Origin of the sequence: Streptomyces sp. NPDC047869, from assembly GCF_040704065.1 — a bacterium.
Taxonomy (GTDB): domain Bacteria; phylum Actinomycetota; class Actinomycetes; order Streptomycetales; family Streptomycetaceae; genus Streptomyces.
Genome location: NZ_JBEYRK010000012.1, coordinates 143,978 through 170,417, shown reverse-complemented (window position 1 = coordinate 170,417; position 26,440 = coordinate 143,978). Strand labels below are relative to the sequence as shown.

The window sequence follows — 26,440 nt, the reverse complement described above, 5'->3', positions numbered from 1 at the left end:
CGGGGCGGGCGCTCGCCTTCATCCCACGGTTCGTACGGGGGTCACGATGCCCGAGTTGCCCGAGGTCGAGGTCGTCCGGCGCGGCCTGGAGCGGTGGGTCGCCCACCGCACGGTCGCCGAGGTCGAGGTACTGCACGCGCGTGCCGTGCGCCGGCACGTCGCGGGCGCCGACGACTTCGCGCACCGGCTCAAGGGCCACCACATCGGCACGCCCAGCCGGCGTGGCAAGTACCTGTGGCTGCCGCTGGAGGAGACGAACCAGTCCGTCCTCGCCCACCTCGGCATGAGCGGCCAGCTCCTGGTGCAGCCGCACGAGACGGCGGACGAGAAGCACCTGCGCGTCCGGGTCCGGTTCGCCGACTCCCTCGGCACCGAGCTGCGCTTCGTCGACCAGCGGACCTTCGGCGGACTCTCGCTGCACGACAACACCCCGGACGGTCTGCCCGACGTCATCGCGCACATCGCCCGCGACCCCCTCGACCCGCTGTTCGACGACGAGGCCTTCCACCTGGCCCTGCGCCGCAAGCGCACCACCATCAAGCGGGCCCTGCTGGACCAGTCGCTGATCAGCGGGGTCGGCAACATCTACGCGGACGAGGCCCTGTGGCGCTCCCGCCTCCACTACGAACGGCCCACGGCCGGCCTCACCCGGCCGCGCACCGCCGAACTCCTCGGCCACGTCCGGGACGTGATGAACGCGGCCCTCGCCGTCGGCGGCACCAGCTTCGACAGCCTCTACGTCAACGTCAACGGCGAGTCGGGCTACTTCGACCGGTCCCTGGACGCGTACGGCCGGGAGGGCCTGCCCTGCAAGCGGTGCGGCACGCCCATGCGGCGCCGCCCGTGGATGAACCGCTCCAGCTACTTCTGTCCGAAGTGCCAGCGGGCCCCGCGCGGCCAGTAGCCGACGGCACGGTCTAGGACGGCTGCCGGGCGTCGTAGGCCGCGCGGGAGGCGAGCACGTCGTCCATCGCGCCCTCCACGCAGTGGATGAGGGCGAGCAGCCGCTCCGCGACCTGGTGGCCGAGCGGGGTCAGTTCGTAGTCCACGCGCGGCGGATTGGTCGGCTGGGCCTCACGGTGCACCAGACCGTCGCGCTCCAGCGCGTGCAGCGTCTGGGACAGCATCTTCTCGCTCACGCCGTCGACCCGGCGGCGCAGCTCGTTGAAGCGCAGCGGGCCCTCCTGGAGCGCGCCCAGCGTCAGTCCGCCCCAGCGGCCCGTGACGTGCCCGAGCGTGCCGCGCGAGGGGCACGCCTTGGCGAACACATTGAACGCGAGGTCGTCCTCGATGACGGGCTGCTGGTCTGTGCTCATACCACAAGCGTACGCGAACACAGCGCTCACCACCAGGTTGCACTTACTGGAGGTTAGTGCTTTCCTTTCGTTATCGTCATTGAGCTGCCCCGTCGCGGCAATTTCGGCATTTCCGAGGAGTTCTTCATGACCACGCTTGTTGTCTCCATCGCCTACCACTCCGGCTACGGCCACACCGCCGTGCTCGCCGAGGCCGTCCGCGCCGGTGCCGCGGAGGCGGGTGCGGAGGTGCACCTGATCAAGGTCGACGAGATCACCGACGAGCAGTGGGAGACGCTGGACCGCTCCGACGCGATCGTCTTCGGCTCGCCCACCTACATGGGCACCGCCTCCGGCGCCTTCCACGTCTTCGCCGAGGCGTCCTCCAAGCGCTGGTTCGGGCAGGACTGGAAGGACAAGCTGGCGGCCGGCTTCACCAACTCCGGTTCCAAGAGCGGCGACAAGCTGCACACGCTGCAGTTCTTCCAGATCCTCGCCGGGCAGCACGGCATGCACTGGGTCAACCTCGGGCTGCACCCGGGCTGGAACAGCAGCGAGGGCTCCGAGCACGACCTCAACCGCCTCGGCGTCTTCGCGGGCGCGGCCGCCCAGACCAACGTGGACGAGGGCCCGGACGCCGTGCACAAGGCGGACATCGCCACGGCGGAACACCTGGGCCGCCGGGTCACCGAGACGGCCCGCGTCCTGGCCCGCGGCCGCGTGGCGGCCTGAGCGGGCGGAAGGCGGTCGGCGCGTCCGACGCGGGACCGGAGGGCGCGTCGACGGGCGGCTCTCTCGGCCGCCGGGTCGACAACGCCGCGTGATGCTCCGGCCACGAGCACCACACCAAGCACCCCGGCTTCTTACGGACGTCGCAGCGCAGGCCGCCCGGGAGGCGAGGCGCCCCGGAAAGATCCATCATGAAAACGGGGAAAGCGATTGGGTCGTACGGGAAGGGCTGCTGCCATGACAACGGTGCCGAACAGGGCTCAGCGGGAGCTCCGCGGCGGTGAAACGATCAACGACGCCTCCAGGTTCGCCGGGATCATGATGCTGCTCAGCGGGCCCCTCAGCGTTCTGATGGGCGCCGCCGGAATCGCACATGACACCCTGTTCGCCGCGTCCCGGTATGCCTACCGGTTCGACCTGACCGCTTGGGGCTGGATCCACCTTGTGATCGGAGTGGCACTCGTCATCGCCGGCTTGGGAGTCCTGTCAGGCCGGAGCTGGGGTCGTGGGGCCGGTGGAGCGGTGGCGGCGATCAGCCTGATCACCCAGTTCATGTTCGTTCCGTACTACCCGTTGTGGGCCATCCCCGTGATGACACTCGACCTCCTGATCCTGTTCGCGCTGACCAGGATCCATATCGAGACCAGGGGCGGTCAGTGAACCTGACCCGGGCTTCGGGGACGACTCGCCGGGAATCTCAGTAGCCGAAGAAGTGACGGGCCGAGTCTCTGACCTGCGGCCGCGCTATCGATCAGCGCTGCGACCTGCGGCTTACCTGTCGACGGTTGTCAGCGTTGGTCGTCGTTGAGCGCCCTCCGACGGCCCACGGACGGCCCCAGGGATAACCCCGGGCTTGAACGCGTCACGCCAGGCGCGACGGGCAACGAGGCCTATTGCCCGCTCGGTTCGTCCAGCAACCTCGTGATTTGTACGGCCGTAGGAGTGATCAGAAGATGAATGACGTTACGCTCTGATCCTTTTTGCGCATCGTTCTCCAGGTATCTGCCCGATCCGGGGCACAGCAGCGGAGGAGAACACATGAGGACCGTCCAGAAGATTGCAGCGGTGGCCGCGGCCACCTTCGGGATTCTCTCCGCCGGTGTCGGGGTGGCCAGCGCTGCCCCCCAGGACAACGGCGGCGGGGACAACATCCCCGTACTCAGCAACATCAACACGCTGGACTGGGACGATTCGCCCTTCTGCGGAGTTCAGGTCAAGACCAACGACACCGAGCAGAAGACGTCCTGTCCGGTAGTGCACAACGAGGGCAGCTCCAACAGCCCCGTGTACATCATCACCTTCGGATCTTGATCTCTCATAGCGGTCCGGCGGTCCGGCGGTTCGGGGCCGTCGGACCGTTTCGGCTTGTCGGGGCGTACGCAGGCAGGTGAGTAATCCGGCTATTGCGTCGGGTGGGTGCCCAGGGGTTCGGCATCGTTCGGCCGCGCTGCGGTTCATCATGCGGCGGTCAGTGAGGCACGCGGTTGGCGTAGTGACTTTGGCCGGGAGCTGCTTTGGCGCGAGTGATCATGGCCCCGTAAGCTTCCGGCGCGTCGGGCAGTCTGCGGACCCGCCGGTCCTCCTGGACGCGGGGGAGAGCATCAAGGCCCCTGAGCGCGTATCTGGGTCACTACGACCCCGGTTTCACTCTGCGGACCTACACCCACCTGATGCCGACCAGCGCGACCCGGACGCGGGCCGCCGTCGATGCGGTCTTCGGCGACGATTCGGCTACCGATGACGGCCCTGAGACGGCCCAGGGCACCTCATAGGGCGCTGACCTGCGGAAATCTCAATAGCCGAAGTCCTGCGTCCACCACGGGCCGCCCGCGCCCAGGTGCACGCCGACCCCGAGGGTCTTGAAGTCGCAGTTCAGTATGTTGGCGCGGTGGCCGGGGCTGTTCATCCAGGCATCCATCACGGCCGCCGCGTCCGTCTGGCCGCGGGCTATGTTCTCGCCGCCGAGGTCGGTTATGCCCGCCTTCGCGGCCCGGTCCCAGGGGGTGGCCCCGTCCGGGTCGGTGTGGTCGAAGAAGCCCCGTGCCGCCATGTCGTCGCTGAAGGCCTCGGCCAGCGCGGTCAGCGAGGAGTTCGCGGAGAGCGCGCTGCACCCGACCTTGGCCCGCTCCTCGTTGACCAGCTTGAGCACCTCCGCCTCGACGGCGGCCTGCGTCGACACCGTCACCGGTGCGGAGGTCCGCTTCGGGGCCTTGGTCGCCGAGTGCGACGGAGTGCTCCTGCGCTCGGGGGCCTTCGCCGTGGGCGAGTGCTTCTTCGACGGCGCCTTCGTCGGGGTGGGGGAGGCCGAGGCGGACGCGGATGCGGACGCGGAGCCGGTGGGGGCCGGAGAGGCCGCCCGCCCGCTGTCGCGGCTGGCGGCCGGGCCGCCGTCGCGGCTGTCCGCGCTGCCCGAGTTGCCGCCCTGCTCGGACGCGGTGTTGCTGGGGGAGTCCGCCGCCTGCACCCGGTCGCCGCCGGTGGTGTTCGTGCCGCCGCCGAGCTGGTAGTTCTCCAGACCGGGCACCGCACCGGTGGCCACCGCCAGGGTGCCGAGGGCGACGGCGGCGGAGACGCCGAGCAGCCCGTTGCGCACCGGGGTCGCGGCCTTCTTCTTGCGCCGGCTGCCGTGGGACGGGCCGCCGGCCGGGGTGAAGCCGTCGTCGCCGGGCGCCTGCGCGGGCTCGTCGCCCACCGAGTACAGGTAGGCGGTGCTCCACGCGGTGGTCTCGGCGTACGCCTCCGGGTGCAGGTACGGCGCGATGCCCATGGGGGCGTGGTCGCCCGCGTACGGCTCCTGGGGGTTCTCGCCGCCCGTGGGCGAGTGGTGCGTCTGCGTGACCCCCGTGGCCCGGCCGGTGGCGGCGCGGCCGGCGGCGGAGCGTCGGTGGCGTCCCATGCCCTTGCCCTCTTCCTCGTCTCGCGGCCGACCCGGCGTCACGGTGGTGAGCGACTCCGTATGACCGACTCCACTCACTCGAACGAGTGAGTTTCATATGAGATTCATTGGGTTCGGACCGTACCGCAAACCACTGGGGCGGGGTGTGTCCCGAGTGACATTGGCCGGTTAGGTTGCCCCCATGAGCGAGGATGTTCGACTGGTCGCCTGGGTGCGAGGACGCGTCCAAGGTGTGGGTTTCCGCTGGTTCACGCGGGCCAAGGCGCTGGAGATCGGCGGCCTGAGTGGTTTTGCTCTCAATTTGGGCGACGGCCGGGTCCAGGTCGTCGCCGAGGGGTCCCGGAACGGCTGCGAGGGTCTGCTGGACTGGCTCCAGGACGGCGACACGCCCGGACGCGTCGACGGTGTCACCGAGATCTGGGACACACCCCGCGGCGGTTACGACGGCTTCGCCATCCGCTGAACCGATTCTGTGAAGCCGCCCGGGCCACCCGCGGTGACATGCCCCTGGCATATGCCCGCAGCAGAAATGGGCTGGTGGTTGCCAAGGAGGGCGCCGCATGGCAGGCTCCGCTGGTACAGCTGATCGCCACGCCCCGAGGGCCCCGCAGGAGACGCAGTGCCACCGTCCGGTGGCCGCGCGCCCCGGGTTCGCCCGCCAATACGGGGCGTGATCGTGTTGACCGTCAAACTTTTTGGTGAGACGCTGAAAGCCCCGCGCACCTTAGCTGTTTGGCATGTAGGAACGCAGAGCAACACTCGAGTGTGTCAAGCACCGCGGGTGCGAATCCCTCACGACCCACACCGCATCGGTCGGTCACTCATTGTGGAGGACCATCCATCATGGCAAAGGCGCTTCTCGGTTACGTCGGCGGCTCCGACCCTCGACTCCTCGCCGAGATGCGACGGCTTCAGCAGCGTGTACAGGACCTGGAGTCCGAGCTCGTACGGATCCAGGCGGAGAACGACGCGCTGGCGGCTGCCGCTTCTCAGGACAGGATCATGGAGAGCATCGACGCACACCAGGCGGAGCCTGCGCTCACCTGATCGCTGCATCGCTCCACGACAGCAACCGCAGCGGTTGGGGTGCCCGTACCAACCGCACTAGTTGTAGGCAACCGCGACCCGGTCGCCAGAGTTGCAAGGGACGCTTCGGCGTCCCTTCTTTCCTTCCCCCGTGCATCCTTTCACCCTCTTTAACGTTTGGTGTGCCCTGCGTGTTCAATGGCGAAACCGTGCGGTTGCGAGTGTCCGTGGAGTGAGATAGCGGCGCCGGGTAGAGTCCAGCGGCGTGCACCTCAAGGCCCTGACTCTCCGCGGGTTCAAGTCGTTCGCCTCGGCGACCACGCTCCGGTTCGAACCGGGGATCACGTGTGTCGTCGGTCCGAACGGCTCGGGCAAGTCCAATGTCGTGGACGCGCTGAGCTGGGTCATGGGAGAGCAGGGCGCCAAGTCGCTGCGTGGCGGCAAGATGGAGGACGTCATCTTCGCCGGCACCACCGGCCGCCCACCGCTGGGCCGCGCCGAGGTGTCCCTCACCATCGACAACTCCGACGGCGCCCTGCCCATCGAGTACGCCGAGGTCACCATCACGCGGATCATGTTCCGCAACGGCGGCAGCGAGTACCAGATCAACGGCGACACCTGCCGGCTGCTGGACATCCAGGACCTCCTCTCCGACTCCGGCATCGGCCGCGAGATGCACGTCATCGTCGGCCAGGGTCAGCTCGACTCCGTCCTGCACGCGGACCCCACCGGCCGCAGGGCGTTCATCGAGGAGGCCGCGGGCGTCCTCAAGCACCGCAAGCGCAAGGAGAAGGCGCTGCGGAAGCTCGACGCGATGCAGGCCAACCTCGCGCGCGTGCAGGACCTCACCGACGAACTGCGCCGCCAGCTCAAGCCGCTCGGCCGGCAGGCGGCGGTGGCCCGCCGCGCCGCCGTCATCCAGGCGGACCTCCGCGACGCCCGACTGCGCCTCCTCGCCGACGACCTCGTACGTCTGCGCGAGGCACTGAAGTCCGAGATCGCCGACGAGGCGGCCCTGAAGGAGCGCAAGGAGACCGCGGAGCGGGAGCTGCGGAAGGCGCTCCAGCGCGAGGCCCTGCTGGAGGACGAGGTACGGCGGCTCACACCGCGCCTCCAGCGCGCCCAGCAGACCTGGTACGAGCTGTCCCAGCTGGCCGAGCGGGTCCGCGGCACCGTCTCGCTGGCCGACGCCCGCGTGAAGAGCGCCACCTCCGCGCCCCCCGAGGAGCGGCGCGGCCGCGACCCCGAGGACATGGAGCGCGAGGCCGCCCGTATCCGTGAGCAGGAGGCCGAGCTGGAGGCGGCTCTGGAGGCCGCCCAGCGGGCCCTGGACGACACCGTCGCCCATCGCGCCGAGCTGGAGCGCGAACTCGGTGTCGAGGAACGCCGGCTGAAGGACGTCGCCCGCGCCATCGCCGACCGCCGCGAGGGACTCGCCCGCCTCTCCGGTCAGGTCAACGCGGCCCGCTCGCGCGCCGCCTCCGCCCAGGCCGAGATCGACCGGCTGGCAGCCGGCCGCGACGAGGCGCAGGAGCGCGCGGTCCACGCCCAGGAGGAGTACGAGGCCCTGAAGGCCGAGGTCGACGGTCTCGACGCCGACGACGCCGACCTCGCCGAGCGGCACGAGACGGCGAAGCGGGCGCTCGCCGAGGCAGAGTCCGCGCTGACCGAGGCGCGCGAGGCGGCCACCGCCGCCGAACGTCGGCGCGCCGCGACCCAGGCCCGGCACGAGGCACTGGCGCTGGGCCTGAGGCGCAAGGACGGCACCGGCGTACTCCTGGGCGCCCGGGACCGCCTCACCGGCGTCCTGGGCCCGGCGGCGGAACTGCTGACCGTGACCCCCGGTCACGAGGTCGCGCTGGCCGCGGCCTTCGGCGCCGCGGCCGACGCCGTCGCCGTGACGTCCACGGCCTCGGCGGCCGAAGCGATCCGGCTCCTGCGTAAACAGGACGGAGGACGGGCGGCCCTGCTCCTGACCGGCACCCGGGCCGTCGTCGACGACGGCCCGGACGCCCCCGGCGACGGGCTTCCCGGTGGCGCCCTCCTCGCCGCCGACCTGGTGCGGGGCCCCGCCGAGCTGATGCCCGCCGTGCGGCGGCTGCTGCGCCGGATCGTGGTCGTCGGCACGCTGGAGGACGCCGAGGACCTGGTGCAGGCGCACCCCGGGCTGACCGCCGTCACCGCTGAGGGCGACCTGCTCGGCGCGCACTTCGCGCACGGTGGCTCGGCCGGCGCGCCCAGCCTGCTGGAGGTGCAGGCCTCCGTGGACGAGGCGGCCGCCGAGCTGGAGGTGCTGGCCGTCCGCTGCGAGGAGCTGACCGAGGCCCAGCACACGGCGGCCGGGCGGCGCACCCGGGCCGCCGCGCTCCTGGAGGAGCTGGGGGAGCGGCGCCGGGCCGCCGATCGGGAGAAGTCGGCCGTGGCCCAGCAGCTCGGGCGGCTCGCGGGACAGGCGCGGGGCGCGGCGGGTGAGGCCGAGCGGTCGGCCGCGGCCGCGGCACGCGCCCAGGAGGCGCTGGACAGGGCCGTACAGGAGGCCGAGGAGCTGGCCGAACGGCTCGCCGTCGCCGAGGAGATGCCGGTCGAGGAGGAGCCGGACGCCTCGGTGCGGGACCGGCTCGCCGCCGACGGCGCCAACGCGCGGCAGACCGAGATGGAGGCCCGCCTCCAGGTCCGTACGCACGAGGAACGGGTCAAGGGACTCTCGGGACGCGCCGACTCGCTGGACCGGGCCGCCCGCGCGGAGCGCGAGGCACGCGCGCGTGCCGAGCAGCGGCGGGCCCGGCTCAGGCACGAGGCAGCCGTCGCGGAGGCCGTCGCCTCCGGCGCCCGGCAACTGCTCGCGCATGTCGAGGTGTCCCTCGGGCGGGCGCAGGAGGAGCGGGCCGCCGCCGAGGCCGCGAAGGCCCGGCGGGAGGAGGAGCTGACCGCCGCCCGGAACGCGGGCCGGGAACTGAAGTCGGAGCTCGACAAGCTGACGGACTCGGTGCACCGGGGCGAGGTGCTCGGCGCCGAGAAGCGGCTGCGGATCGAGCAGCTGGAGACGAAGGCGCTGGAGGAGCTGGGCGTCGAGCCGGCGGGGCTGGTCGCGGAGTACGGCCCGCACCAGCTCGTGCCGCCCTCGCTCCCCGCCGCCGGCGAGGAGCTGCCCGAGGATCCGGAGCACCCGCGCAACCGGCCCCGGCCGTTCGCCCGGGCCGAGCAGGAGAAGCGTCTCAAGGCCGCCGAGCGCGCCTACCAGCAGCTCGGCAAGGTCAACCCGCTGGCGCTGGAGGAGTTCGCGGCGCTGGAGGAGCGGCACAAGTTCCTCAGCGAGCAGCTCGAGGACCTGAAGAAGACCCGCGCCGACCTCCTTCAGGTGGTGAAGGAGGTGGACGAGCGCGTCGAGCAGGTCTTCACCGAGGCCTACCGGGACACCGCCCGGGAGTTCGAGGGCGTGTTCGGCCGGCTCTTTCCCGGCGGCGAGGGACGCCTGGTGCTGACCGACCCGGACAACATGCTCACCACCGGTGTGGACGTCGAGGCGCGTCCGCCGGGCAAGAAGGTCAAGCGGCTGTCCCTGCTCTCGGGCGGCGAGCGCTCGCTGACCGCCGTGGCGCTGCTGGTGTCGATCTTCAAGGCCCGGCCCAGCCCGTTCTACGTCATGGACGAGGTCGAGGCGGCCCTGGACGACACCAACCTCCAGCGGCTGATCCGGATCATGCAGGAGCTCCAGGAGAGCTCGCAGCTCATCGTGATCACACACCAGAAGCGCACGATGGAGGTCGCCGACGCGCTCTACGGCGTCTCCATGCAGGGGGACGGCGTGTCGAAGGTCATCTCGCAGCGTCTCCGCTGATCCCCGGTTGAAGATCAACTCACCTAGTGTTCACTTTTTGAACACGAGGTGGTTTAGTGCACCTCGAAACTCACAGCAACACAGCTATTGACTTCGAAACTTGAAGGCATAGTCTCTGCAACGTTGCTTTTACCTTCAGGTCTAAGTGGCGTGAACGCGGCGCCACGGGATACCTGTAAGGGCTCACCCCCACGCGGCAGCGTTGCCGTGGCCCGAGGAGTTATTCGTGACCAGCACAGCGCAGGCACCCAAGCCACGAGCCGGGACGGCTCACCCCGATCATCTCGGGCACGTCATCTTCATCGCGGCGGCGGCCGCCATGGGCGGTTTCCTGTTCGGCTATGACAGCTCCGTGATCAACGGCGCCGTCGAGGCCATCCGGGACCGCTACGAGATCGGCTCCGCGGCTCTGGCGCAGGTCATCGCCATCGCCCTGATCGGCTGTGCCATCGGTGCCGCGACCGCCGGCCGGATAGCCGACCGGATCGGCCGCATCCGCTGTATGCAGATCGCCGCCGCGCTGTTCACGGTCAGCGCCGTCGGCTCCGCGCTGCCCTTCGCGCTGTGGGACCTCGCCTTCTGGCGCATCGTCGGCGGCTTCGCCATCGGCATGGCCTCCGTCATCGGCCCGGCCTACATCGCCGAGGTCGCCCCGCCCGCCTACCGCGGCCGGCTCGGCTCCTTCCAGCAGGCCGCGATCGTCGTCGGCATCGCCATCTCCCAGCTGGTCAACTGGGGTCTGCTGAACGCCGCCGGCGGCGACCAGCGCGGCACGCTGATGGGCCTCGAGGCCTGGCAGGTCATGCTCGGCGTCATGGTCGTCCCCGCCGCCCTGTACGGTCTGCTCTCCTTCGCGATCCCCGAGTCCCCGCGCTTCCTGCTCTCCGTCGGCAAGCGTGACCGCGCCCGCGCGATACTCGCCGAGGTCGAGGGCAAGGACGTGGACCTGGACGCCCGCGTCGCCGAGATCGAGCACGCGATGAAGAGCGAGGACAGGTCCACCTTCAAGGACCTGCTGGGCGGTGGCTTCTTCTTCAAGCCGATCGTCTGGGTCGGTATCGGCCTGTCGGTGTTCCAGCAGTTCGTCGGCATCAACGTCGCGTTCTACTACTCCTCGACGCTGTGGCAGTCGGTCGGTGTCGACCCGACGGACTCGTTCTTCTACTCCTTCACGACGTCGATCATCAACATCGTCGGCACCGTGATCGCGATGATCTTCGTGGACCGCATCGGCCGCAAGCCGCTCGCCCTCATCGGCTCCGTCGGTATGGCCGTGGGTCTGGCGCTGGAGGCCTGGGCGTTCTCGTACCACCTCGTCGACGGCAAGCTGCCCGCCACCCAGGGCTGGATCGCCCTGGTCGCCGCCCACGTGTTCGTGCTCTTCTTCGCCCTGTCCTGGGGCGTGGTCGTCTGGGTCATGCTCGGCGAGATGTTCCCGAACCGGATCCGTGCCGCCGCGCTGGGCGTGGCCGCCGCCGCCCAGTGGCTCGCCAACTGGGCGATCACCGCGAGCTTCCCGTCGCTGGCCGACTGGAACCTGTCCGGCACGTACGTGATCTACACAGTCTTCGCCGCGCTCTCCATCCCGTTCGTCCTGAAGTTCGTCAAGGAGACGAAGGGCAAGACGCTGGAGGAGATGGGGTAACCGCCCCGCCGAGACCCGAGGAGAAGGACCAAGTCCCCGCTGCCCCTCTCCTCGAACCCCCGCCGCCCCCGCTCGGTCACTGCCCGGGCGGGGGCGGCTCTTCGCTGTCCGCGCGCCGGCCCGCCGACGGCCGGCCTCGACGGGATCAGCCGTCCAGCGCCGGGACCACCCGCTCCGCGAACAGCCGCAGGCTCCGCCAGCCCTCCGCCGGCGGCATCCCGCCCACCAGCGGATGCAGTACGAGGCCGTCCAGGCACAGGCTCACGCACTGCACGGGGGTGAGAACCCGGTACACGCCCTCCGCGCGCAGCTCGCGGACCGTCGTGGCCGCCGACCGTACGGCCGAACGGTTCCCGCCGGACTGCCAGGAGGCGTACGTCCGCGCCCCGTGCAGGAAGTGCTCGCCGCACTCGGCCCAGACCCGGTCCGGATCCTCGGCGCAATGCAGCAGCCGGGTTCTCCGCGGCGGGCATCACGGTCCAGCCCTCGGTGCCGTACTCGGTGAGCCGCTCCTCGTAACAGGCCGCCAGTTCCGGCAGGTGCGCGCTGCGAAGGAACGGCAGGCTCAGCCGGGCCGCCCGGTGGGCGGCGGCCCCGGCAGGCACCGCCGACCAGCAGCGGCGGGTGCGGTTCGGTGTACGGGCGCGGGGTGAGCCGTACCGTACGGCCGCGGTAGCCGAACTCCTCGCCGGTCCACGCCTTCAGCAGGGTCTCCAGCAGCTCGTCCTGCAGCCGGCCGCGCCGCCGCCGGTCCATGCCGAACAGGGCGTACTCCTCGGGCCGGTACCCGATGCCGGCCACCGTCATCAGCCGCCCGCCGCTGAGCAGGTCCAGCACGGCGATCTCCTCGGCCGGCCGCAGCGGATCGTGCAGCGGTCCGATCGCCGCCGCCACCGTCACCGGCGATCCGGCGGGTGGCCCCGAGAACCGCGCCCGCGAAGGTGAACGGCGACGGCAGCCAGTTGTCGTCGGCGCCGTGGTGCTCCTCGGTCTGCACCGTGGTGACCCCCTGCTCGTCGGCGTACGCGGCCATCTCCAGCGCGGCCCGGTAGCGCGCGGAGAGGGAGGCGGGGGTGGCACCGGGCTCGGCCAGGTTGAAACGGACGGCCGTGACGGGCATGACAGTGTCCCCCTTCACCGGGCGGGTGTGCAGGGGGACGCTGACTGACGCGATACACCGGACGGCCGTCGACGCGGCCCGGCGGGGCGGGCCCGGTCAGACGCCGGCGGTCGCGGGCTCCTCGACGGGCTCGCCGGATCCGGCGGCGGGTCCGCCGGCCCGCGCCGGGCGCACCACCGCCGGCTTCGGCAGGGCCGTGTACAGCAGCCCGGAGATCACGACCGTGGCGACCCAGCCGAGGCCGTACTCGCCGATGACGTTGTTCTTCGCCAGCGGGCCGGTGAACCAGTCCGAGGTGGTGAACAGCAGGCCCGCGGCCAGACCGACCGCCCAGGCCGCCACCGCGGCGGGGGAGAAGCCGCCCCGGTACCAGTAGGCGCTGGTGCGTGTGGTGTCGGCCATGGCCCGGCCGTCGTACTCCGTGCGCCGCAGCATGTCCGCGCCGAACACGCCGACCCAGGCGGAGAAGGCGACCGCCAGCAGGGAGAGGAAGGCGATGAACGAGCCCATGAAGCTCGTCGCCACCAGCATCAGCACCCCGCCGAGGACGAGCGAGATCACGGCGTTCACCGACACCGCCCAGTGGCGCGGCACCTTGAAGCCCAGCGTCTGCGCGGTGAAGCCCGCCGAGTACATCGACATGGAGTTGATCAGCAGCATGCCGATCAGCGCGATGAGCAGGTACGGCACCGCGAGCCACGTCGGCAGGATCTCGCCCAGGAAGGAGACCGGGTCCGCCGCCGAGGCCAGATCGGGCGTCGAGACGGCCATGACCGCGCCCATCAGCACCATCGGCAGTACGACGATCCCGGCGCCGCCCACCGCCGTGCCCACGATCGCCTTCGACGACGCGGTACGCGGCAGGTAGCGGGTGAAGTCCGGCGCGGACGGGATCCAGCTGACCCCGCCCGCCGCGATCATCCCGATGCCGGTGATCACGGCGGCCGTGGAGCCCGCGCCGTGGTGCGCCACCTCCGACCAGTCCGTGTTCACGGCCAGGTAGCCCAGGACCAGCACGGAGAAGACGCCGAAGACATAGGTCGCGTACGTGTTGCACTTCTGCACGGCGTTGATGCCGAGACCGGAGATCGCGAAGGTCGCGACGACGAAGACCAGCAGCGTCACCATGTCCAGCACGCTGTTCGCCCGGATGCCGAACACGATGTCCAGGATGGTGAGCATCGCGTAGGCGCCGGTCACCGCGTTGATCGTCTCCCAGCCCCAGCGGGCCACCCAGATCAGCGAACCGGGCAGCAGATTGCCGCGCTGGCCGAACACCGCGCGCGACAGCGCCATGCCCGGGGCGCCGCCCCGCTTGCCGGCGATGCCGATCAGGCCGACCAGCCCGTACGCCACGACCGGCGCGGCGGCCGCGACGACGAGGGCCTGCCAGATGTTCAGGCCGTACGCCACCACCAGGCTCGCGCCCATGGTGAGCAGCAGCACGCTGATGTTGGCGCCGACCCAGGTCGGGAACAGTTCGCGGGTTCTCGCGGTCCGCTCGTGGTCGGGTACCTGCTCGATGCCACGGGTCTCGAGAGCGCCTTCGGCCTCGGCTGTCTTGCTCATGAAAGAGGGTGCCTCGGTGTGGGGGGAAGGGGACGACGGGGACTCTACGCGCGTGGACGGAGCCAATACCATCGTACTTTGATCCGACTCATGCCTTCCAGTGGCTTTTGTCTCTCGGAGGAAGACACGAACCTGGCGGCGGCGCACCCATGGCCGATACTGGACGCGTTATGGAAACCATCATCCTTGCTGTAGTCATCGCCGTGGTCGTCCTCGGCGCGCTCGGCGGGCTCATCGTCGGCAGCCGGCGCCGCAAGCCACTGCCCCCGCCGCCGCCCAGGACGCCCGACATCACCGCGCCCCCGGCCGAGCCGCACGTCGGCGAAGAGGCCGAGACGCCGCGCGACGAACCGCGCCGGACGATCGAGGAGGTGGATCTTCCCGGCGGCCCCGCCCCGGTCGTCGTCGAGGAGCCGCCCACCGTCGAGGCTCCCGAGATCGAGATCCCGGAGCCCACCGCGGGGCGGCTGGTCCGCCTGCGCACCCGTCTCTCCCGCTCGCAGAACGCCCTGGGCAAGGGCCTGCTCACGCTGCTGTCCCGCGAGCACCTCGACGAGGACACCTGGGAGGAGGTCGAGGACACGCTGCTCACCGCCGACGTCGGAGTGCAGCCCACCCAGGAGCTGGTCGAGCGGCTGCGCGAGCGGGTGAAGGTGCTGGGCACCCGCAGCCCGCAGGAGCTGCGCGGCCTGCTGCGCGAGGAACTGCTCAAGCTTGTCGGCACCGAGGTCGACCGCTCGGTCAGGACCGAGCCCGAGGACCGCAAGCCCGGCATCGTGATGATCGTCGGGGTCAACGGCACCGGCAAGACCACCACCACCGGCAAGCTCGCCCGGGTGCTCGTGGCCGACGGCCGCACCGTCGTGCTGGGCGCCGCCGACACCTTCCGGGCCGCCGCCGCCGACCAGCTCCAGACCTGGGGCGAGCGCGTCGGCGCCTACACCGTGCGCGGCCCCGAGGCCGGTGACCCCGCCTCCGTCGCCTTCGACGCGGTGAAGGAGGGCAAGGAGATGGGGGTCGACGTGGTCCTCATCGACACCGCCGGCCGGCTGCACACCAAGACCGGCCTCATGGACGAGCTGGGCAAGGTCAAGCGCGTGGTCGAGAAGCACGCGCCGCTGGACGAGGTGCTGCTGGTCCTGGACGCCACCACCGGCCAGAACGGTCTGGTGCAGGCCCGCGTGTTCGCCGAGGTCGTGGACATCACCGGCATCGTGCTGACCAAGCTCGACGGCACCGCCAAGGGCGGCATCGTGGTCGCGGTCCAGCGCGAGCTGGGTGTCCCGGTCAAGCTCATCGGCCTGGGCGAGGGCGCGGACGACCTGGCGCCGTTCGAGCCGGAGGCGTTCGTGGATGCGCTCATCGGTGACTGACGGCGGGGTGTGCTCACCCGCCGGATCGAGGAAGCGCCCGCCCCGGAACACCGGGGGCGGGCGCTTCCTCCTTTCCGGCACACCACCGCGGGGCGGTCGCGTGGACGGCGCTCGCGCGGAGGACCCTTCGGCGGAGGACGCTCAGGCCTCCGCCCGCGCCCGCGACCGGTGGGCCACGTACGCCAGCGTGCCCAGCAGCAGCCGGGCGGCCGGCGGCCGGGTCGCCGAGTCCAGCGCGGGCGGGCGCAGCCAGCGCACCGCGCCGAGGCCGCCCCGGTCGGAGGGCGGGGCGGTGATGAACGTACCCGGGCCGAGGCCGCGCAGGTCCAGCGCCGACGGGTCGTCCCAGCCCATGCGGTAGAGGAGCTGGGGGAGGTCGGCGGCGGCGCCGGGGGTGACGAAGAAGTGGGCGCGTCCGTCGGGGGTCGCGGCGACCGGGCCGAGCGGGAGGCCCATGCGCTCCAGCCGGACCAGGGCGCGGCGCCCGGCGGGCTCGGCCACCTCGATGACGTCGAACGCGCGGCCGACGGCGAGCATCACGGAGGCGCCCGGGAACCCGGCCCAGGCCCGGGTCACCTCGCCGAGCGTGGCACCGGCCGGCACCGGGGGAGCGAAGCCGAGGGGATGCGCGCCGGGTGCCCGGCAGCAGGCGTGCCCGCAGGAGCAGACACCCGCCGCGGCCCGTGCGCCCGGCACCACGTCCCAGCCCCACAGACCGGTGAACTCGGCGACGGTGGTGCACTCCGACGAACGGCCGCGCCGGCGCGTGCCGGAGCGGATCTCGCGAATGCCGCCGATCGTGAAGCCCATGCCCCCTCCAACGGGTCCGGCGCGCCGGTGGTTACGACGCGGAACGAGACGGAAGCGGAACGTGACGCTACGGCTGTGGTTCCACTCGCTCCGTGAGGCCGAGGCGGCGCGTCGAAGCGTCATGGGTGGCGCGAGGAGAGTTGTGCGCCCCCGCGTGCATCACCCCGCCGACGTCCAGTCGTCCTATGTCAAGTGAATCGCGTCGAGCCGACCGTGAGTTCATTCGAAGGGGTGGCGAATGGTGGCGTTTCCGGGTTCGCCATGGCTGGACGGGTGATCGTGGGATTACTGTGAGTGTGTGAGGCCTGGGGGCACATGCCTTCGCGGGTATGCCGGAGGCAAGCCGTCGGTTCGTTCGAAGGGTGAGAACCGGCGGACGGGAGGCCCTATTTACCGGCATTCTGATAGGGCTTGGCGCACTCGGCGGCAAGTGGTCTCAGGGATGGGGGCGTGCCAGTGGGCGGCAACGGCGGAAGCGGGACGAACGCTGACAAGCACCCCAACGAGCTGCTCGGCTCGTGGTTCGTGCGCAGCGGCTGGTCCAAGGGTGAGCTGGCCCGCCAAGTGAACCGCAGGGCACGCCAGTTGGGTGCCAACCACATCTCCACGGACACCTCGCGGGTGCGGCGCTGGCTCGACGGCGAGAACCCGCGCGAGCCGATCCCACGGATCCTCTCCGAGCTTTTCTCCGAGCGCTTCGGCTGTGTCGTCTCCATCGAGGACCTCGGCCTGCGCGCCGCCCGCCAGTCACCCTCGGCGTCCGGCGTCGACCTGCCCTGGACGGGTCCGCAGGCGGTGGCCCTGCTCAGCGAGTTCTCGCGCAGCGACCTCATGCTGGCGCGGCGCGGCTTCCTGGGGACCTCGCTGGCCCTGGCCGCGGGCCCGTCCCTGGTCGAGCCCCTGCAGCGCTGGCTGGTGCCGTCCCCCTCCTCGTCGAACCCGCCGGAGCCCGAGACCGTCCTCGACTCCCGCAGGCCGGGCCGGCTGTCCAGGCCAGAGCTGGACCTGCTGGAGTCCACCACCCGCATGTTCCGCCAGTGGGACGCCCAGTGCGGCGGCGGCCTGCGCCGCAAGGCGGTCGTCGGCCAGCTCCACGAGGTCACCGACCTGCTCCAGGAGCCCCAGCCCGAGGCCACCAGCCGCAAGCTCTTCAAGGTCGCCGCCGAACTCGCCGAACTCGCGGGCTGGATGTCGTACGACGTGGGTCTCCAGCCCACCGCGCAGAAGTACTTCGTCCTCGCCCTGCACGCCGCGAAGGAGGCCGGCGACAAACCGCTCGGCTCCTACGTCCTGTCCAACATGAGCCGCCAGATGATCCATCTCGGCCGGCCCGACGACGCCCTGGAGCTGATCCATCTCGCGCAGTACGGCAGCCGCGACTGCGCCAGTCCGCGCACCCAGGCCATGCTGTATGCGATGGAGGCCCGCGCCTACGCCAACATGGGCCAGCCCGGGAAGTGCAAGCGGGCCGTCCGCATGGCCGAGGACACCTTCGCCGACGCCGACGAGTGGGACGAGCCGGACCCCGACTGGATCCGCTTCTTCTCCGAGGCGGAACTGTTCGCGGAGAACTCGCACTCCTACCGCGACCTCGCCTACGTGGCCGGCCGCAGTCCCACCTACGCCTCCCTGGCCCAGCCGCTGATGGAGCGGGCGGTGGAGCTGTTCGCCAAGGACCACGAGCACCAGCGGTCGTATGCGCTGAACCTGATCGGCATGGCGACCGTGCACCTGCTGCGACGCGAGCCCGAGCAGAGCACCCAGTACGCCTCCGACGCCATGCGGGTCGCCAAGAAGGTGCGTTCCGAGCGGGTGAACACCCGGATCCGCAAGACGGTCGACACCGCCGTGCGCGACTTCGGCGACCTCACCGCCGTCGTCGACCTCTCCGACCAGCTCGCCGTGGACCTGCCCGAGGCCGCGGAGGCCGTCTGACCCCGCAGGGCACCCATGCGCCGGCCGCGGCCGGTCCTCCCGAACCGCCCGACTCGGCTCCCCCGCGCCAGGTCGTCGGAGAGGCCCGCCGCGGCCGGTTTTTCGCGCACCGCGAAGGTTGCGCCACGATAACGATCCCGCGGCCCGATATCTCGCTCTTCATCGACGCGTAACACGCAGGGCGCCTTCGTCACCCCGGCGAAACAACGAGGGGCTTCCACCGAAACCGCGCTGCGCCAGTCTCGTGGCGCATAACCGGCCCACCCCTCACCCGACCGGACCGCTCAGGCACCGCCCGCACGGGGCCGTACCAATCGACGAGGAGACGCCGATGGCACCAGCCATCACGCTTGCCGCGGAGGCACCCAAGTTGTCCGCCGCGAACACAGGCTTCATGCTCATCTGTTCCGCCCTGGTACTGATCATGACCCCGGGCCTGGCCTTCTTCTACGGAGGCATGGTCCGCGTCAAGAGCACCCTGAACATGCTGATGATGAGCTTCATCAGCATGGGCATCGTCACCATCCTCTGGGTGCTCTACGGCTTCTCCCTCGCCTTCGGCTCGGGATCCAGCCTGCTCGGATGGAACGCCGACTGGCTCGGCCTCAGCAACATCGGGCTGACGGAGCTCTGGGACGGCTACACGATCCCGGTCTACGTCTTCATGGTCTTCCAGCTCATGTTCGCCATCATCACGCCGGCCCTGATAAGCGGCGCCCTCGCCGACCGCGTCAAGTTCTCGGCCTGGTCGCTGTTCGTCGCGCTGTGGGTCACGATCGTCTACGTCCCGGTCGCCCACTGGGTCTGGGGCGCCGACGGCTGGGCCTACAAGCTCGGCGTCATCGACTTCGCCGGCGGTACCGCGGTCCACATCAACGCCGGTGCCGCGGCCCTCGGCGTCATCCTGGTCATCGGCAAGCGGGTCGGCTTCAAGAAGGACCCGATGCGCCCGCACAGCCTCCCGCTGGTCATGCTCGGCGCCGGTCTGCTGTGGTTCGGCTGGTTCGGGTTCAACGCCGGCTCCTGGCTCGGCAACGACGACGGCGTCGGCGCGCTGATGTTCGTGAACACGCAGGTCGCCACCGCCGCCGCCATGCTCGCCTGGCTCGCCTACGAGAAGATCCGCCACGGCGCGTTCACCACCCTGGGCGCCGCCTCCGGCGCGGTCGCCGGCCTGGTCGCGATCACCCCGTCGGGCGGCGCGGTCTCCCCGCTCGGCGCGATCGCCGTCGGCGCCATCGCCGGTGTCGCCTGCGCCGCGGCCGTCGGCCTGAAGTTCAAGTGGGGCTACGACGACTCCCTCGACGTCGTCGGCGTCCACATGGTCGGCGGCATCATCGGCTCGCTGCTCATCGGCTTCTTCGCCACCGGCAAGGGCCAGTCCGACGCCACCGGCGTCTTCTACGGCGACCACTCCTTCGACCAGCTGTGGAAGCAGTGCGCCGGCGTCTTCGCGGTCCTCGCCTACTCCCTGGTCGCCTCCGCCGTCCTCGCCTTCCTGATCGACAGGACGATCGGCATGCGGGTCAGCGAGGACGAGGAGATCTCCGGCATCGACCAGGCCGAGCACGCCGAGAGCGCCTACGACTTCAGCGGCACCGGCGGCGGTGTCATCGGTTCCTCCGCTCCCGCCCCCGGCCCGGCCGCGGCCGCCAAGCCCTCCAAGAAGGTGGACGCATGAAGCTCATCACCGCCGTCGTCAAGCCGCACCGGCTGGATGAGATCAAGGAGGCCCTTCAGGCGTTCGGCGTCCACGGACTGACGGTCACCGAGGCCAGCGGTTACGGTCGTCAGCGAGGCCACACCGAGGTCTACCGCGGTGCCGAGTACACCGTCGACCTGGTTCCGAAGATCCGTATCGAGGTACTGGCCGAGGACGACGACGCCGAGCAGCTGGTCGAGGTCATCGTCAAGGCGGCCCGCACCGGCAAGATCGGTGACGGCAAGGTCTGGTCGCTGCCGGTGGAGACGGCCGTACGGGTCCGCACCGGCGAGCGCGGCCCGGACGCGCTCTGACACGACGCGAGACAGGAGTGGCTGGGTGACGGGTACGGATGTGCGAAAAGAGACGGACGACTCGGGACCCGGCGGCTACGCGGCGGCCCGGCTGCGCCTCCTCACCGAGGAGGCGCGGTCCGGGCCGCCGCGCCGTTCCGCGCTCGCCGAGCTGACCGACGACTGGCTCTCCGGCCTCTTCACGGCCGCGGCCGGGGGACTCGGAGGTGTCTCGCTCGTCGCCGTCGGCGGCTACGGCCGCGGGGAACTGTCCCCGCGCAGCGACCTCGACCTCGTGCTGCTCCACGACGGCGGTGACCCGGGCGCGATCGCCGCCCTGGCCGACCGCCTCTGGTACCCGGTCTGGGACCTCGGCCTCGCCCTCGACCACTCCGTGCGCACCCCGGCCGAGGCCCGCCGAACGGCCGGTGAGGACCTGAAGGTCCAGCTCGGCCTGCTGGACGCCCGGCACCTCGCCGGCGACCTCGGCCTCACCGCCGCACTGCGCACCGCCGTCCTGGCCGACTGGCGCAACCAGGCCCCCAAACGCCTCCCCGAGCTGCAGGAACTCTGCGCCGAGCGCGCCGAACGGCAGGGCGAGCTGCAGTACCTCCTGGAACCGGATCTCAAGGAGGCCCGCGGCGGCCTCCGGGACGCCACCGCCCTGCGCGCCGTGGCCGCCTCCTGGCTCGCCGACGCCCCGCGCGAGGGCCTCGCGGACGCCCGCCGACGTCTGCTCGACGTCCGGGACGCCCTGCACCTGGCCACCGGCCGCGCCACCGACCGGCTCGCACTCCAGGAACAGGACCAGGTCGCGGCCGGACTCGGCCTGCTGGACGCCGACACCCTGCTGCGCCAGGTGTACGAGGCGGCGCGGGTCATCTCGTACGCCAGTGACGTCACCTGGCGCGAGGTGGGGCGCGTGCTGCGCTCGCGCGCCGTCCGCCCGCGCCTGCGCGCCATGTTGGGCGGCGGGAAACCGGTCACCGAGCGGTCGCCGCTGGCCGAGGGCGTGGTCGAACAGGACGGCGAGGTGGTGCTCGCCCGCGCCGCCCGCCCCGAACGCGACCCCGTACTGCCGCTGCGCGCCGCGGCCGCCGCGGCCCAGGCCGGCCTTCCGCTCTCCCTGCACGCCGTACGGCGCATGGCCGCCACCACACGCCCGCTGCCCACGCCCTGGCCCGCCGAGGCCCGCGAGCAACTGGTCACGCTGCTCGGCTCCGGCCGCCCGACCATCGAGGTCTGGGAGGCGCTGGAGGCGGAGGGCCTGATCAGCCGGCTCCTGCCCGACTGGGACCGGGTCCGCTGCCGGCCCCAGCGCAACGCCGTCCACATCTGGACCGTGGACCGGCACCTGATCGAGACCGCGGTCCGCGCCTCCGAGCTGACCCGCCGCGTCAGCCGCCCCGACCTGCTCCTCGTCTCCGCTCTGCTGCACGACATCGGCAAGGGCTGGCCCGGCGACCACTCCGTGGCCGGCGAGATCATCGCCAAGGACGTGGCCGCGCGGATCGGTTTCGACCGCGCCGACGTCACGGTGCTCTCCACGCTCGTCCGGCACCATCTGCTGCTGATCGAGACAGCCACCCGGCGTGACCTGGACGACCCCGCCACCGTCCACTCGGTCGCCGAGGCCGTCGGCAGCCAGAGCACCCTGGAACTGCTGCACGCCCTCACCGAGGCCGACGCGCTCGCGACCGGCCCCGCCGCCTGGTCCACCTGGCGCGGCTCCCTCGTCGCCGACCTGGTGCGCCGCGTGGCCGCCGTCCTGGCCGGCGACACGGCCGAGGAACCCGAGCCCGCCGCGCCCACCGCCGATCAGGAACGCCTGGCCATCGAGGCCTTCCGCACCGGCAGCCCCGTCCTCGCGCTGCGCGCGCAGCCCGAACCGCCACCCGTGGGGGAGGCCCCGGGCGACCCCGAACCGCTCGGCGTCGAGCTGCTCATCGCCGTACCGGACCAGCCGGGCGTGCTGCCGGCGGTCGCCGGTGTCCTCGCCGTGCACCGGCTGACCGTCCGCACGGCCGGGCTGCGCGCCCTGCGCCTGCCCCACGACGTCGAAGACGCCTCGGTCCTGCTGCTGAACTGGCGGGTCGCGGCCGAGTACGGCTCCCTGCCGCAGGCCACCCGGCTGCGCGCCGACCTGGTCCGGGCCCTCGACGGCTCCCTCGACATCGCCGGCCGCCTCGCCGAGCGGGACGCGGCCTATCCGCGCCGCCGCGGCCAGGTGGCCCCGCCGCCACGGGTCACGGTGGCCCCGGCGGCCTCCCACCACGCCACGGTGATCGAGGTACGCGCGCAGGACGCCCCCGGCCTGCTGTTCCGGATCGGGATGGCCCTGGAGAAGGCGGCGGTGCGGGTGCGCAGCATGCATGTCAGCACCCTCGGCGCCAACGCGGTCGACGCCTTCTACGTGACGACGGGCACCGGTGCGCCGCTGCCACCGCAGGACGCGGCGTCGACGGCCGAGGTGCTGGAGGAGACATTGCGCGGATGATGTGAGGTGCCGCTCCCCGTCCGCTGCGTGGGGCGGGCGGGGGATATCAGCTCTCCGGGCGGATATCCTGGAGGGCAGCCCAGAACGCCCCCGACTTCCGAGGACCGACGCCGCCGTGTTCGATACCCTCTCCGACCGCCTCAGTGCGACCTTCAAGAACCTCCGTGGGAAAGGCCGACTGAGCGAAGCGGATATCGACGCCACGGCGCGCGAGATCCGCATCGCACTTCTCGAAGCCGACGTGGCCCTGCCCGTCGTCCGGTCGTTCATCAAGAACGTCAAGGAGCGCGCGCTCGGCGCCGAGGTCTCCAAGGCGCTGAACCCCGCCCAGCAGGTCCTCAAGATCGTCAACGACGAACTGGTGACCATTCTCGGCGGCGAGACCCGCCGACTGCGCTTCGCCAAGCAGCCCCCCACCGTGATCATGCTCGCGGGTCTTCAGGGTGCCGGTAAGACCACCCTCGCGGGCAAGCTCGGCAAGTGGCTCAAGGAGCAGGGCCACTCGCCGCTGCTCGTCGCCGCCGACCTCCAGCGCCCGAACGCCGTGAACCAGCTCAGCGTCGTCGCCGAGCGCGCCGGTGTCGCCGTCTACGCGCCGGAGCCGGGCAACGGTGTCGGCGACCCGGTCAAGGTCGCCAAGGACTCCATCGAGCACGCGCGGACCAAGGTCCACGACATCGTGATCGTGGACACCGCCGGCCGTCTGGGTATCGACCAGGAGATGATGCAGCAGGCCGCGGACATCCGCGACGCCGTCTCCCCGGACGAGATCCTGTTCGTCGTCGACGCGATGATCGGTCAGGACGCCGTCAACACAGCCGAGGCCTTCAGCGCCGGCGTCGGCTTCGACGGCGTGGTGCTCTCCAAGCTCGACGGTGACGCCCGCGGTGGTGCCGCCCTGTCGATCCGCCAGATCACCGGCAAGCCGATCATGTTCGCGTCGAACGGCGAGAAGCTCGACGACTTCGACGCGTTCCACCCGGACCGGATGGCCTCCCGCATCCTCGACCTGGGTGACCTGCTCACCCTGATCGAGCAGGCGGAGAAGACCTTCAGCCAGGAAGAGGCCGCCAAGATGGCCTCGAAGCTGGCGTCCAAGAAGGGCCAGGACTTCACCCTGGACGACTTCCTGGCCCAGATGGAGCAGGTCAGGAAGATGGGCTCCATCTCCAAGCTGCTCGGCATGCTCCCGGGCATGGGCCAGATCAAGGACCAGATCAACAACCTGGACGAGCGGGACGTCGACCGCACCGCCGCGATCATCAAGTCGATGACCCCGGTCGAGCGCCAGGACCCGACGATCATCAACGGCTCCCGCCGCGCCCGTATCGCCAAGGGTTCCGGTGTCGACGTCAGCGCGGTGAAGAACCTCGTCGAGCGGTTCTTCGAGGCCCGCAAGATGATGTCCCGCATGGCGCAGGGCGGCGGTATGCCCGGCATGCCGGGGATCCCGGGCATGGGCGGTGGCCCCGGCCGGACCAAGAAGCAGCCGAAGAAGGCCAAGGGCAAGCAGCGCTCCGGCAACCCGATGAAGCGCAAGCAGCAGGAGCAGGAGGAGGCGGCCCGGCGCGCCGCGGCCGCCGAGGGCGGCGCCTTCGGGCTGCCGCAGCAGGGCGGCCAGGAGTTCGAGCTGCCGGACGAGTTCAAGAAGTTCATGGGCTGACGCCCGCCGGTACGGCCCTGAGGGCGCCCCCATGAACCGGGGGCGCCCTCAGCGCATGCCGAGGCCGACGTGGTGCCGTAACGTCCAGGTATGAGCAATGCGGCGCCACCCCGCAAGGCCCCTGACCAGCCGTGGCGCGCCGAGGGCACTCCGGACGAGACGCCCCGGCGGTCCGGCGGCGGACTGCGCGGCGGCAAGTGGTGGGGCCTGCTCGTCACCGCGGTGATCGTCTTCCTGCTGGCGTACGTCGGCCTCAACTACCTGGGCCAGGGAAACGAGCCGACGATCTCCTACACGGAGTTCAGCCGGGAGGTCGGCGCCGGCAATGTCGCCAAGATCTACTCCAAGGGCGACGCGATCCAGGGCCAGCTCAAGAGCCCCCGGGCCAACCCTGACGACGGCGGCGACTACACCAAGTTCCGGACGCAGCGGCCCGCCTTCGCCGACGACAAGCTGTGGCAGAACCTGAGCAGCCACGGCGTCACCGTGACGGCCCGCCCGGTCGTACAGGAGCGCGGGCTCCTGTCCAACCTGCTGATCTCCCTGATCCCGATCGTGCTGCTGGCCGCTGTGTGGATCTTCATCGCCCGGCGGGTCGGCTCCGGCCTGGGCGGCGCGGGCGGCATGTTCGGACGCAAGGCGCCGCCCAGACCGGTCGAGCTGCGGCCCGGCACCGGGCGCACCACCTTCGCCGACGTGGCCGGCATCGACGAGGTCAAGGGGGAGCTGGACGACGTCGTCGACTTCCTCAAGCACCCCGACACCTACCGCCGGATGGGCGCCAAGCTGCCCCGCGGAGTCCTGCTCGCCGGATCCCCGGGCACCGGCAAGACCCTGCTCGCGCGCGCGGTCGCGGGCGAGGCCGGCGTGCCGTTCTTCTCGGCCTCGGCGTCCGAGTTCATCGAGATGATCGTCGGTGTCGGCGCGTCCCGGGTCCGTGAGCTGTTCGCCGAGGCCCGCAAGGTGGCGCCGTCGATCATCTTCATCGACGAGATCGACACCATCGGACGGGTGCGCGGGGGCGGGGCCTCGATGAGCGGCCACGACGAGCGCGAGCAGACCCTGAACCAGATCCTCACCGAGATGGACGGCTTCTCCGGCTCCGAGGGAGTGATCGTCATCGCGGCGACCAACCGCGCGGACATCCTCGACCCGGCCCTGACCCGGCCCGGCCGTTTCGACCGGGTGGTCAGCGTGTCCCCGCCGGACCGCGGCGGACGCGAGGCGATCCTGCGGATCCACACCCGGGAGATGCCGCTCGCCGGTGATGTGGACCTTGCCCAGCTGGCGCGGGTGACGCCCGGCATGACGGGTGCGGATCTGGCCAATCTCGCCAACGAGGCCGCGCTGCTCGCGGTCAAGCGCAAACAGGAGCAGGTGACGCGGGCGGACCTGTCCGAAGCGCTGGAGAAGGTCCAGCTCGGCGCCGAGCGCACCCTGGTGATGCCCGAGGAGGACCGCCGCCGGACCGCGTACCACGAGAGCGGCCACGCCCTGCTCGGCATGCTCCAGACCGGCGCCGACCCGGTCCGCAAGATCACCATCGTGCCGCGCGGCCGGGCGCTCGGAGTGACCATGTCCACGCCCGAGGTGGAGCGGTACGCGCACTCGGAGGGCTACCTGCGCGGCCGCATCATCGGCGCGCTCGGCGGCATGGCCGCGGAGGAGGTCGTCTACGGAGTCGTCACCACCGGCGCCGAGAGCGACCTCGAGCAGGTCACCAACATCGCGCGCGGGATGGTGGCCCGCTGGGGCATGAGCGAGCGCGTCGGACGGCTCTCCGCGCTCCCCAGCGACGCCCAGCAGGCGTACGGACTGTCGGCCGCCCCGCAGACCCTCGACGTGATCGACTCCGAGATGCGCCGGATCGTCGACGAGTGCTACGAGGAGGCCTGCCAGAAGCTGCGCGACCACCGCGGCCGGCTGGACGCGCTGGCACACGCCCTGCTGGAGAACGAGACACTGGAGGAGGCGGACGCCTACCGGATCGCCGGCATCACCCGCCTGAGCAAGGACACGGCTTAGGGGACAGGACAGGACAGGGCAGGC

General features: G+C 71.1%; 19 protein-coding genes and 1 pseudogene. 15 read left to right on the top strand and 5 right to left on the bottom strand.

Translation table 11 applies throughout. The features are described 5' to 3' along the window. Positions 1-46: 46 nt before the first annotated feature. A complete protein-coding gene (gene mutM, locus AB0924_RS18140; protein WP_358936833.1) occupies positions 47-904 on the top strand; it encodes a bifunctional DNA-formamidopyrimidine glycosylase/DNA-(apurinic or apyrimidinic site) lyase in 858 nt (285 codons plus the stop codon). Between the two features lie 13 nt (positions 905-917). On the opposite strand, the gene AB0924_RS18135 is transcribed toward mutM, so the two are convergent. After that, positions 918-1,316, bottom strand: a complete 399-nt coding sequence (locus tag AB0924_RS18135) for a helix-turn-helix domain-containing protein (protein ID WP_366911908.1) — start codon at positions 1,314-1,316, stop codon at positions 918-920. Between the two features lie 126 nt (positions 1,317-1,442). Between AB0924_RS18135 and AB0924_RS18130 the strand changes: the two genes are divergently transcribed. The 3 genes from AB0924_RS18130 to AB0924_RS18120 all read left to right on the top strand — a co-directional run bounded on the left by AB0924_RS18130 (position 1,443) and on the right by AB0924_RS18120 (position 3,335). Beyond that, the gene (locus AB0924_RS18130; protein ID WP_366911907.1) at positions 1,443-2,027 is read left to right on the top strand and encodes a flavodoxin family protein; all 585 of its coding nucleotides are present in this window, start codon (positions 1,443-1,445) and stop codon (positions 2,025-2,027) included. A gap of 315 nt (positions 2,028-2,342) precedes the next feature. After that, positions 2,343-2,684, top strand: coding sequence for a hypothetical protein (locus AB0924_RS18125; protein ID WP_366911906.1), 342 nt, complete (start codon positions 2,343-2,345; stop codon positions 2,682-2,684). A gap of 378 nt (positions 2,685-3,062) precedes the next feature. Further along, the gene (locus tag AB0924_RS18120) at positions 3,063-3,335 is read left to right on the top strand and encodes a hypothetical protein (RefSeq protein WP_366911905.1); all 273 of its coding nucleotides are present in this window, start codon (positions 3,063-3,065) and stop codon (positions 3,333-3,335) included. Between the two features lie 481 nt (positions 3,336-3,816). Here AB0924_RS18120 and AB0924_RS18115 read toward each other — a convergent pair whose 3' ends face one another. Further along, positions 3,817-4,920, bottom strand: a complete 1,104-nt coding sequence (locus AB0924_RS18115; protein WP_366911904.1) for a CAP domain-containing protein — start codon at positions 4,918-4,920, stop codon at positions 3,817-3,819. 181 nt (positions 4,921-5,101) lie between these two features. On the opposite strand from AB0924_RS18115, the gene AB0924_RS18110 reads away from it, so the two are divergent. The 4 genes from AB0924_RS18110 (at position 5,102) to AB0924_RS18095 (ending at position 11,429) form a co-directional block, all read left to right on the top strand. Continuing rightward, positions 5,102-5,383 (top strand): acylphosphatase, encoded by a 282-nt coding sequence (locus tag AB0924_RS18110; RefSeq protein ID WP_199212165.1) that lies wholly within the window; start codon positions 5,102-5,104, stop codon positions 5,381-5,383. Positions 5,384-5,763: 380 nt separating this feature from the next. Then, the gene (locus tag AB0924_RS18105) at positions 5,764-5,967 is read left to right on the top strand and encodes a hypothetical protein (protein ID WP_018544743.1); all 204 of its coding nucleotides are present in this window, start codon (positions 5,764-5,766) and stop codon (positions 5,965-5,967) included. Between the two features lie 244 nt (positions 5,968-6,211). Then, entirely contained in the window at positions 6,212-9,784 is a 3,573-nt protein-coding gene (gene smc, locus AB0924_RS18100; RefSeq protein WP_358936819.1) for a chromosome segregation protein SMC, read from the top strand. Positions 9,785-10,010: 226 nt separating this feature from the next. Next, a complete protein-coding gene (locus tag AB0924_RS18095; RefSeq protein WP_366911903.1) occupies positions 10,011-11,429 on the top strand; it encodes a sugar porter family MFS transporter in 1,419 nt (472 codons plus the stop codon). A gap of 145 nt (positions 11,430-11,574) precedes the next feature. On the opposite strand, the pseudogene AB0924_RS18090 reads toward AB0924_RS18095, so the two are convergent. Continuing rightward, a pseudogene (locus tag AB0924_RS18090) lies at positions 11,575-12,549 on the bottom strand (LLM class flavin-dependent oxidoreductase). Positions 12,550-12,645: 96 nt separating this feature from the next. Then, on the bottom strand, positions 12,646-14,118 hold the full coding sequence (locus AB0924_RS18085) for a cytosine permease (RefSeq protein WP_366911902.1): 1,473 nt from the start codon (positions 14,116-14,118) through the stop codon (positions 12,646-12,648). Between the two features lie 170 nt (positions 14,119-14,288). On the opposite strand from AB0924_RS18085, the gene ftsY reads away from it, so the two are divergent. Further along, on the top strand, positions 14,289-15,491 hold the full coding sequence (ftsY, locus tag AB0924_RS18080) for a signal recognition particle-docking protein FtsY (protein WP_358936813.1): 1,203 nt from the start codon (positions 14,289-14,291) through the stop codon (positions 15,489-15,491). Between the two features lie 141 nt (positions 15,492-15,632). On the opposite strand, the gene AB0924_RS18075 is transcribed toward ftsY, so the two are convergent. Beyond that, positions 15,633-16,301 (bottom strand): bifunctional DNA primase/polymerase, encoded by a 669-nt coding sequence (locus tag AB0924_RS18075; RefSeq protein WP_358936811.1) that lies wholly within the window; start codon positions 16,299-16,301, stop codon positions 15,633-15,635. Between the two features lie 456 nt (positions 16,302-16,757). Between AB0924_RS18075 and AB0924_RS18070 the strand changes: the two genes are divergently transcribed. From AB0924_RS18070 to ftsH, 6 genes are all read left to right on the top strand, one after another. Continuing rightward, a complete protein-coding gene (locus tag AB0924_RS18070) occupies positions 16,758-18,236 on the top strand; it encodes a hypothetical protein (RefSeq protein WP_358936896.1) in 1,479 nt (492 codons plus the stop codon). Between the two features lie 331 nt (positions 18,237-18,567). Further along, positions 18,568-19,917 carry an ammonium transporter gene (locus tag AB0924_RS18065; RefSeq protein WP_358936809.1) on the top strand — a complete coding sequence of 450 codons (1,350 nt, stop codon included), beginning with the start codon at positions 18,568-18,570 and terminating at the stop codon, positions 19,915-19,917. Further along, the gene (locus AB0924_RS18060; protein WP_100828472.1) at positions 19,914-20,252 is read left to right on the top strand and encodes a P-II family nitrogen regulator; all 339 of its coding nucleotides are present in this window, start codon (positions 19,914-19,916) and stop codon (positions 20,250-20,252) included. The genes AB0924_RS18065 and AB0924_RS18060 overlap by 4 nt, the downstream gene beginning before the upstream one ends. A gap of 25 nt (positions 20,253-20,277) precedes the next feature. Then, complete coding sequence (locus AB0924_RS18055; RefSeq protein WP_358936808.1) at positions 20,278-22,728, top strand: [protein-PII] uridylyltransferase; 2,451 nt, start codon at positions 20,278-20,280, stop codon at positions 22,726-22,728. Positions 22,729-22,843: 115 nt separating this feature from the next. After that, positions 22,844-24,391 (top strand): signal recognition particle protein, encoded by a 1,548-nt coding sequence (gene ffh, locus AB0924_RS18050; RefSeq protein ID WP_358936807.1) that lies wholly within the window; start codon positions 22,844-22,846, stop codon positions 24,389-24,391. 90 nt (positions 24,392-24,481) lie between these two features. Continuing rightward, entirely contained in the window at positions 24,482-26,416 is a 1,935-nt protein-coding gene (gene ftsH / locus AB0924_RS18045) for an ATP-dependent zinc metalloprotease FtsH (RefSeq protein ID WP_366911900.1), read from the top strand. Positions 26,417-26,440: the final 24 nt, after the last annotated feature.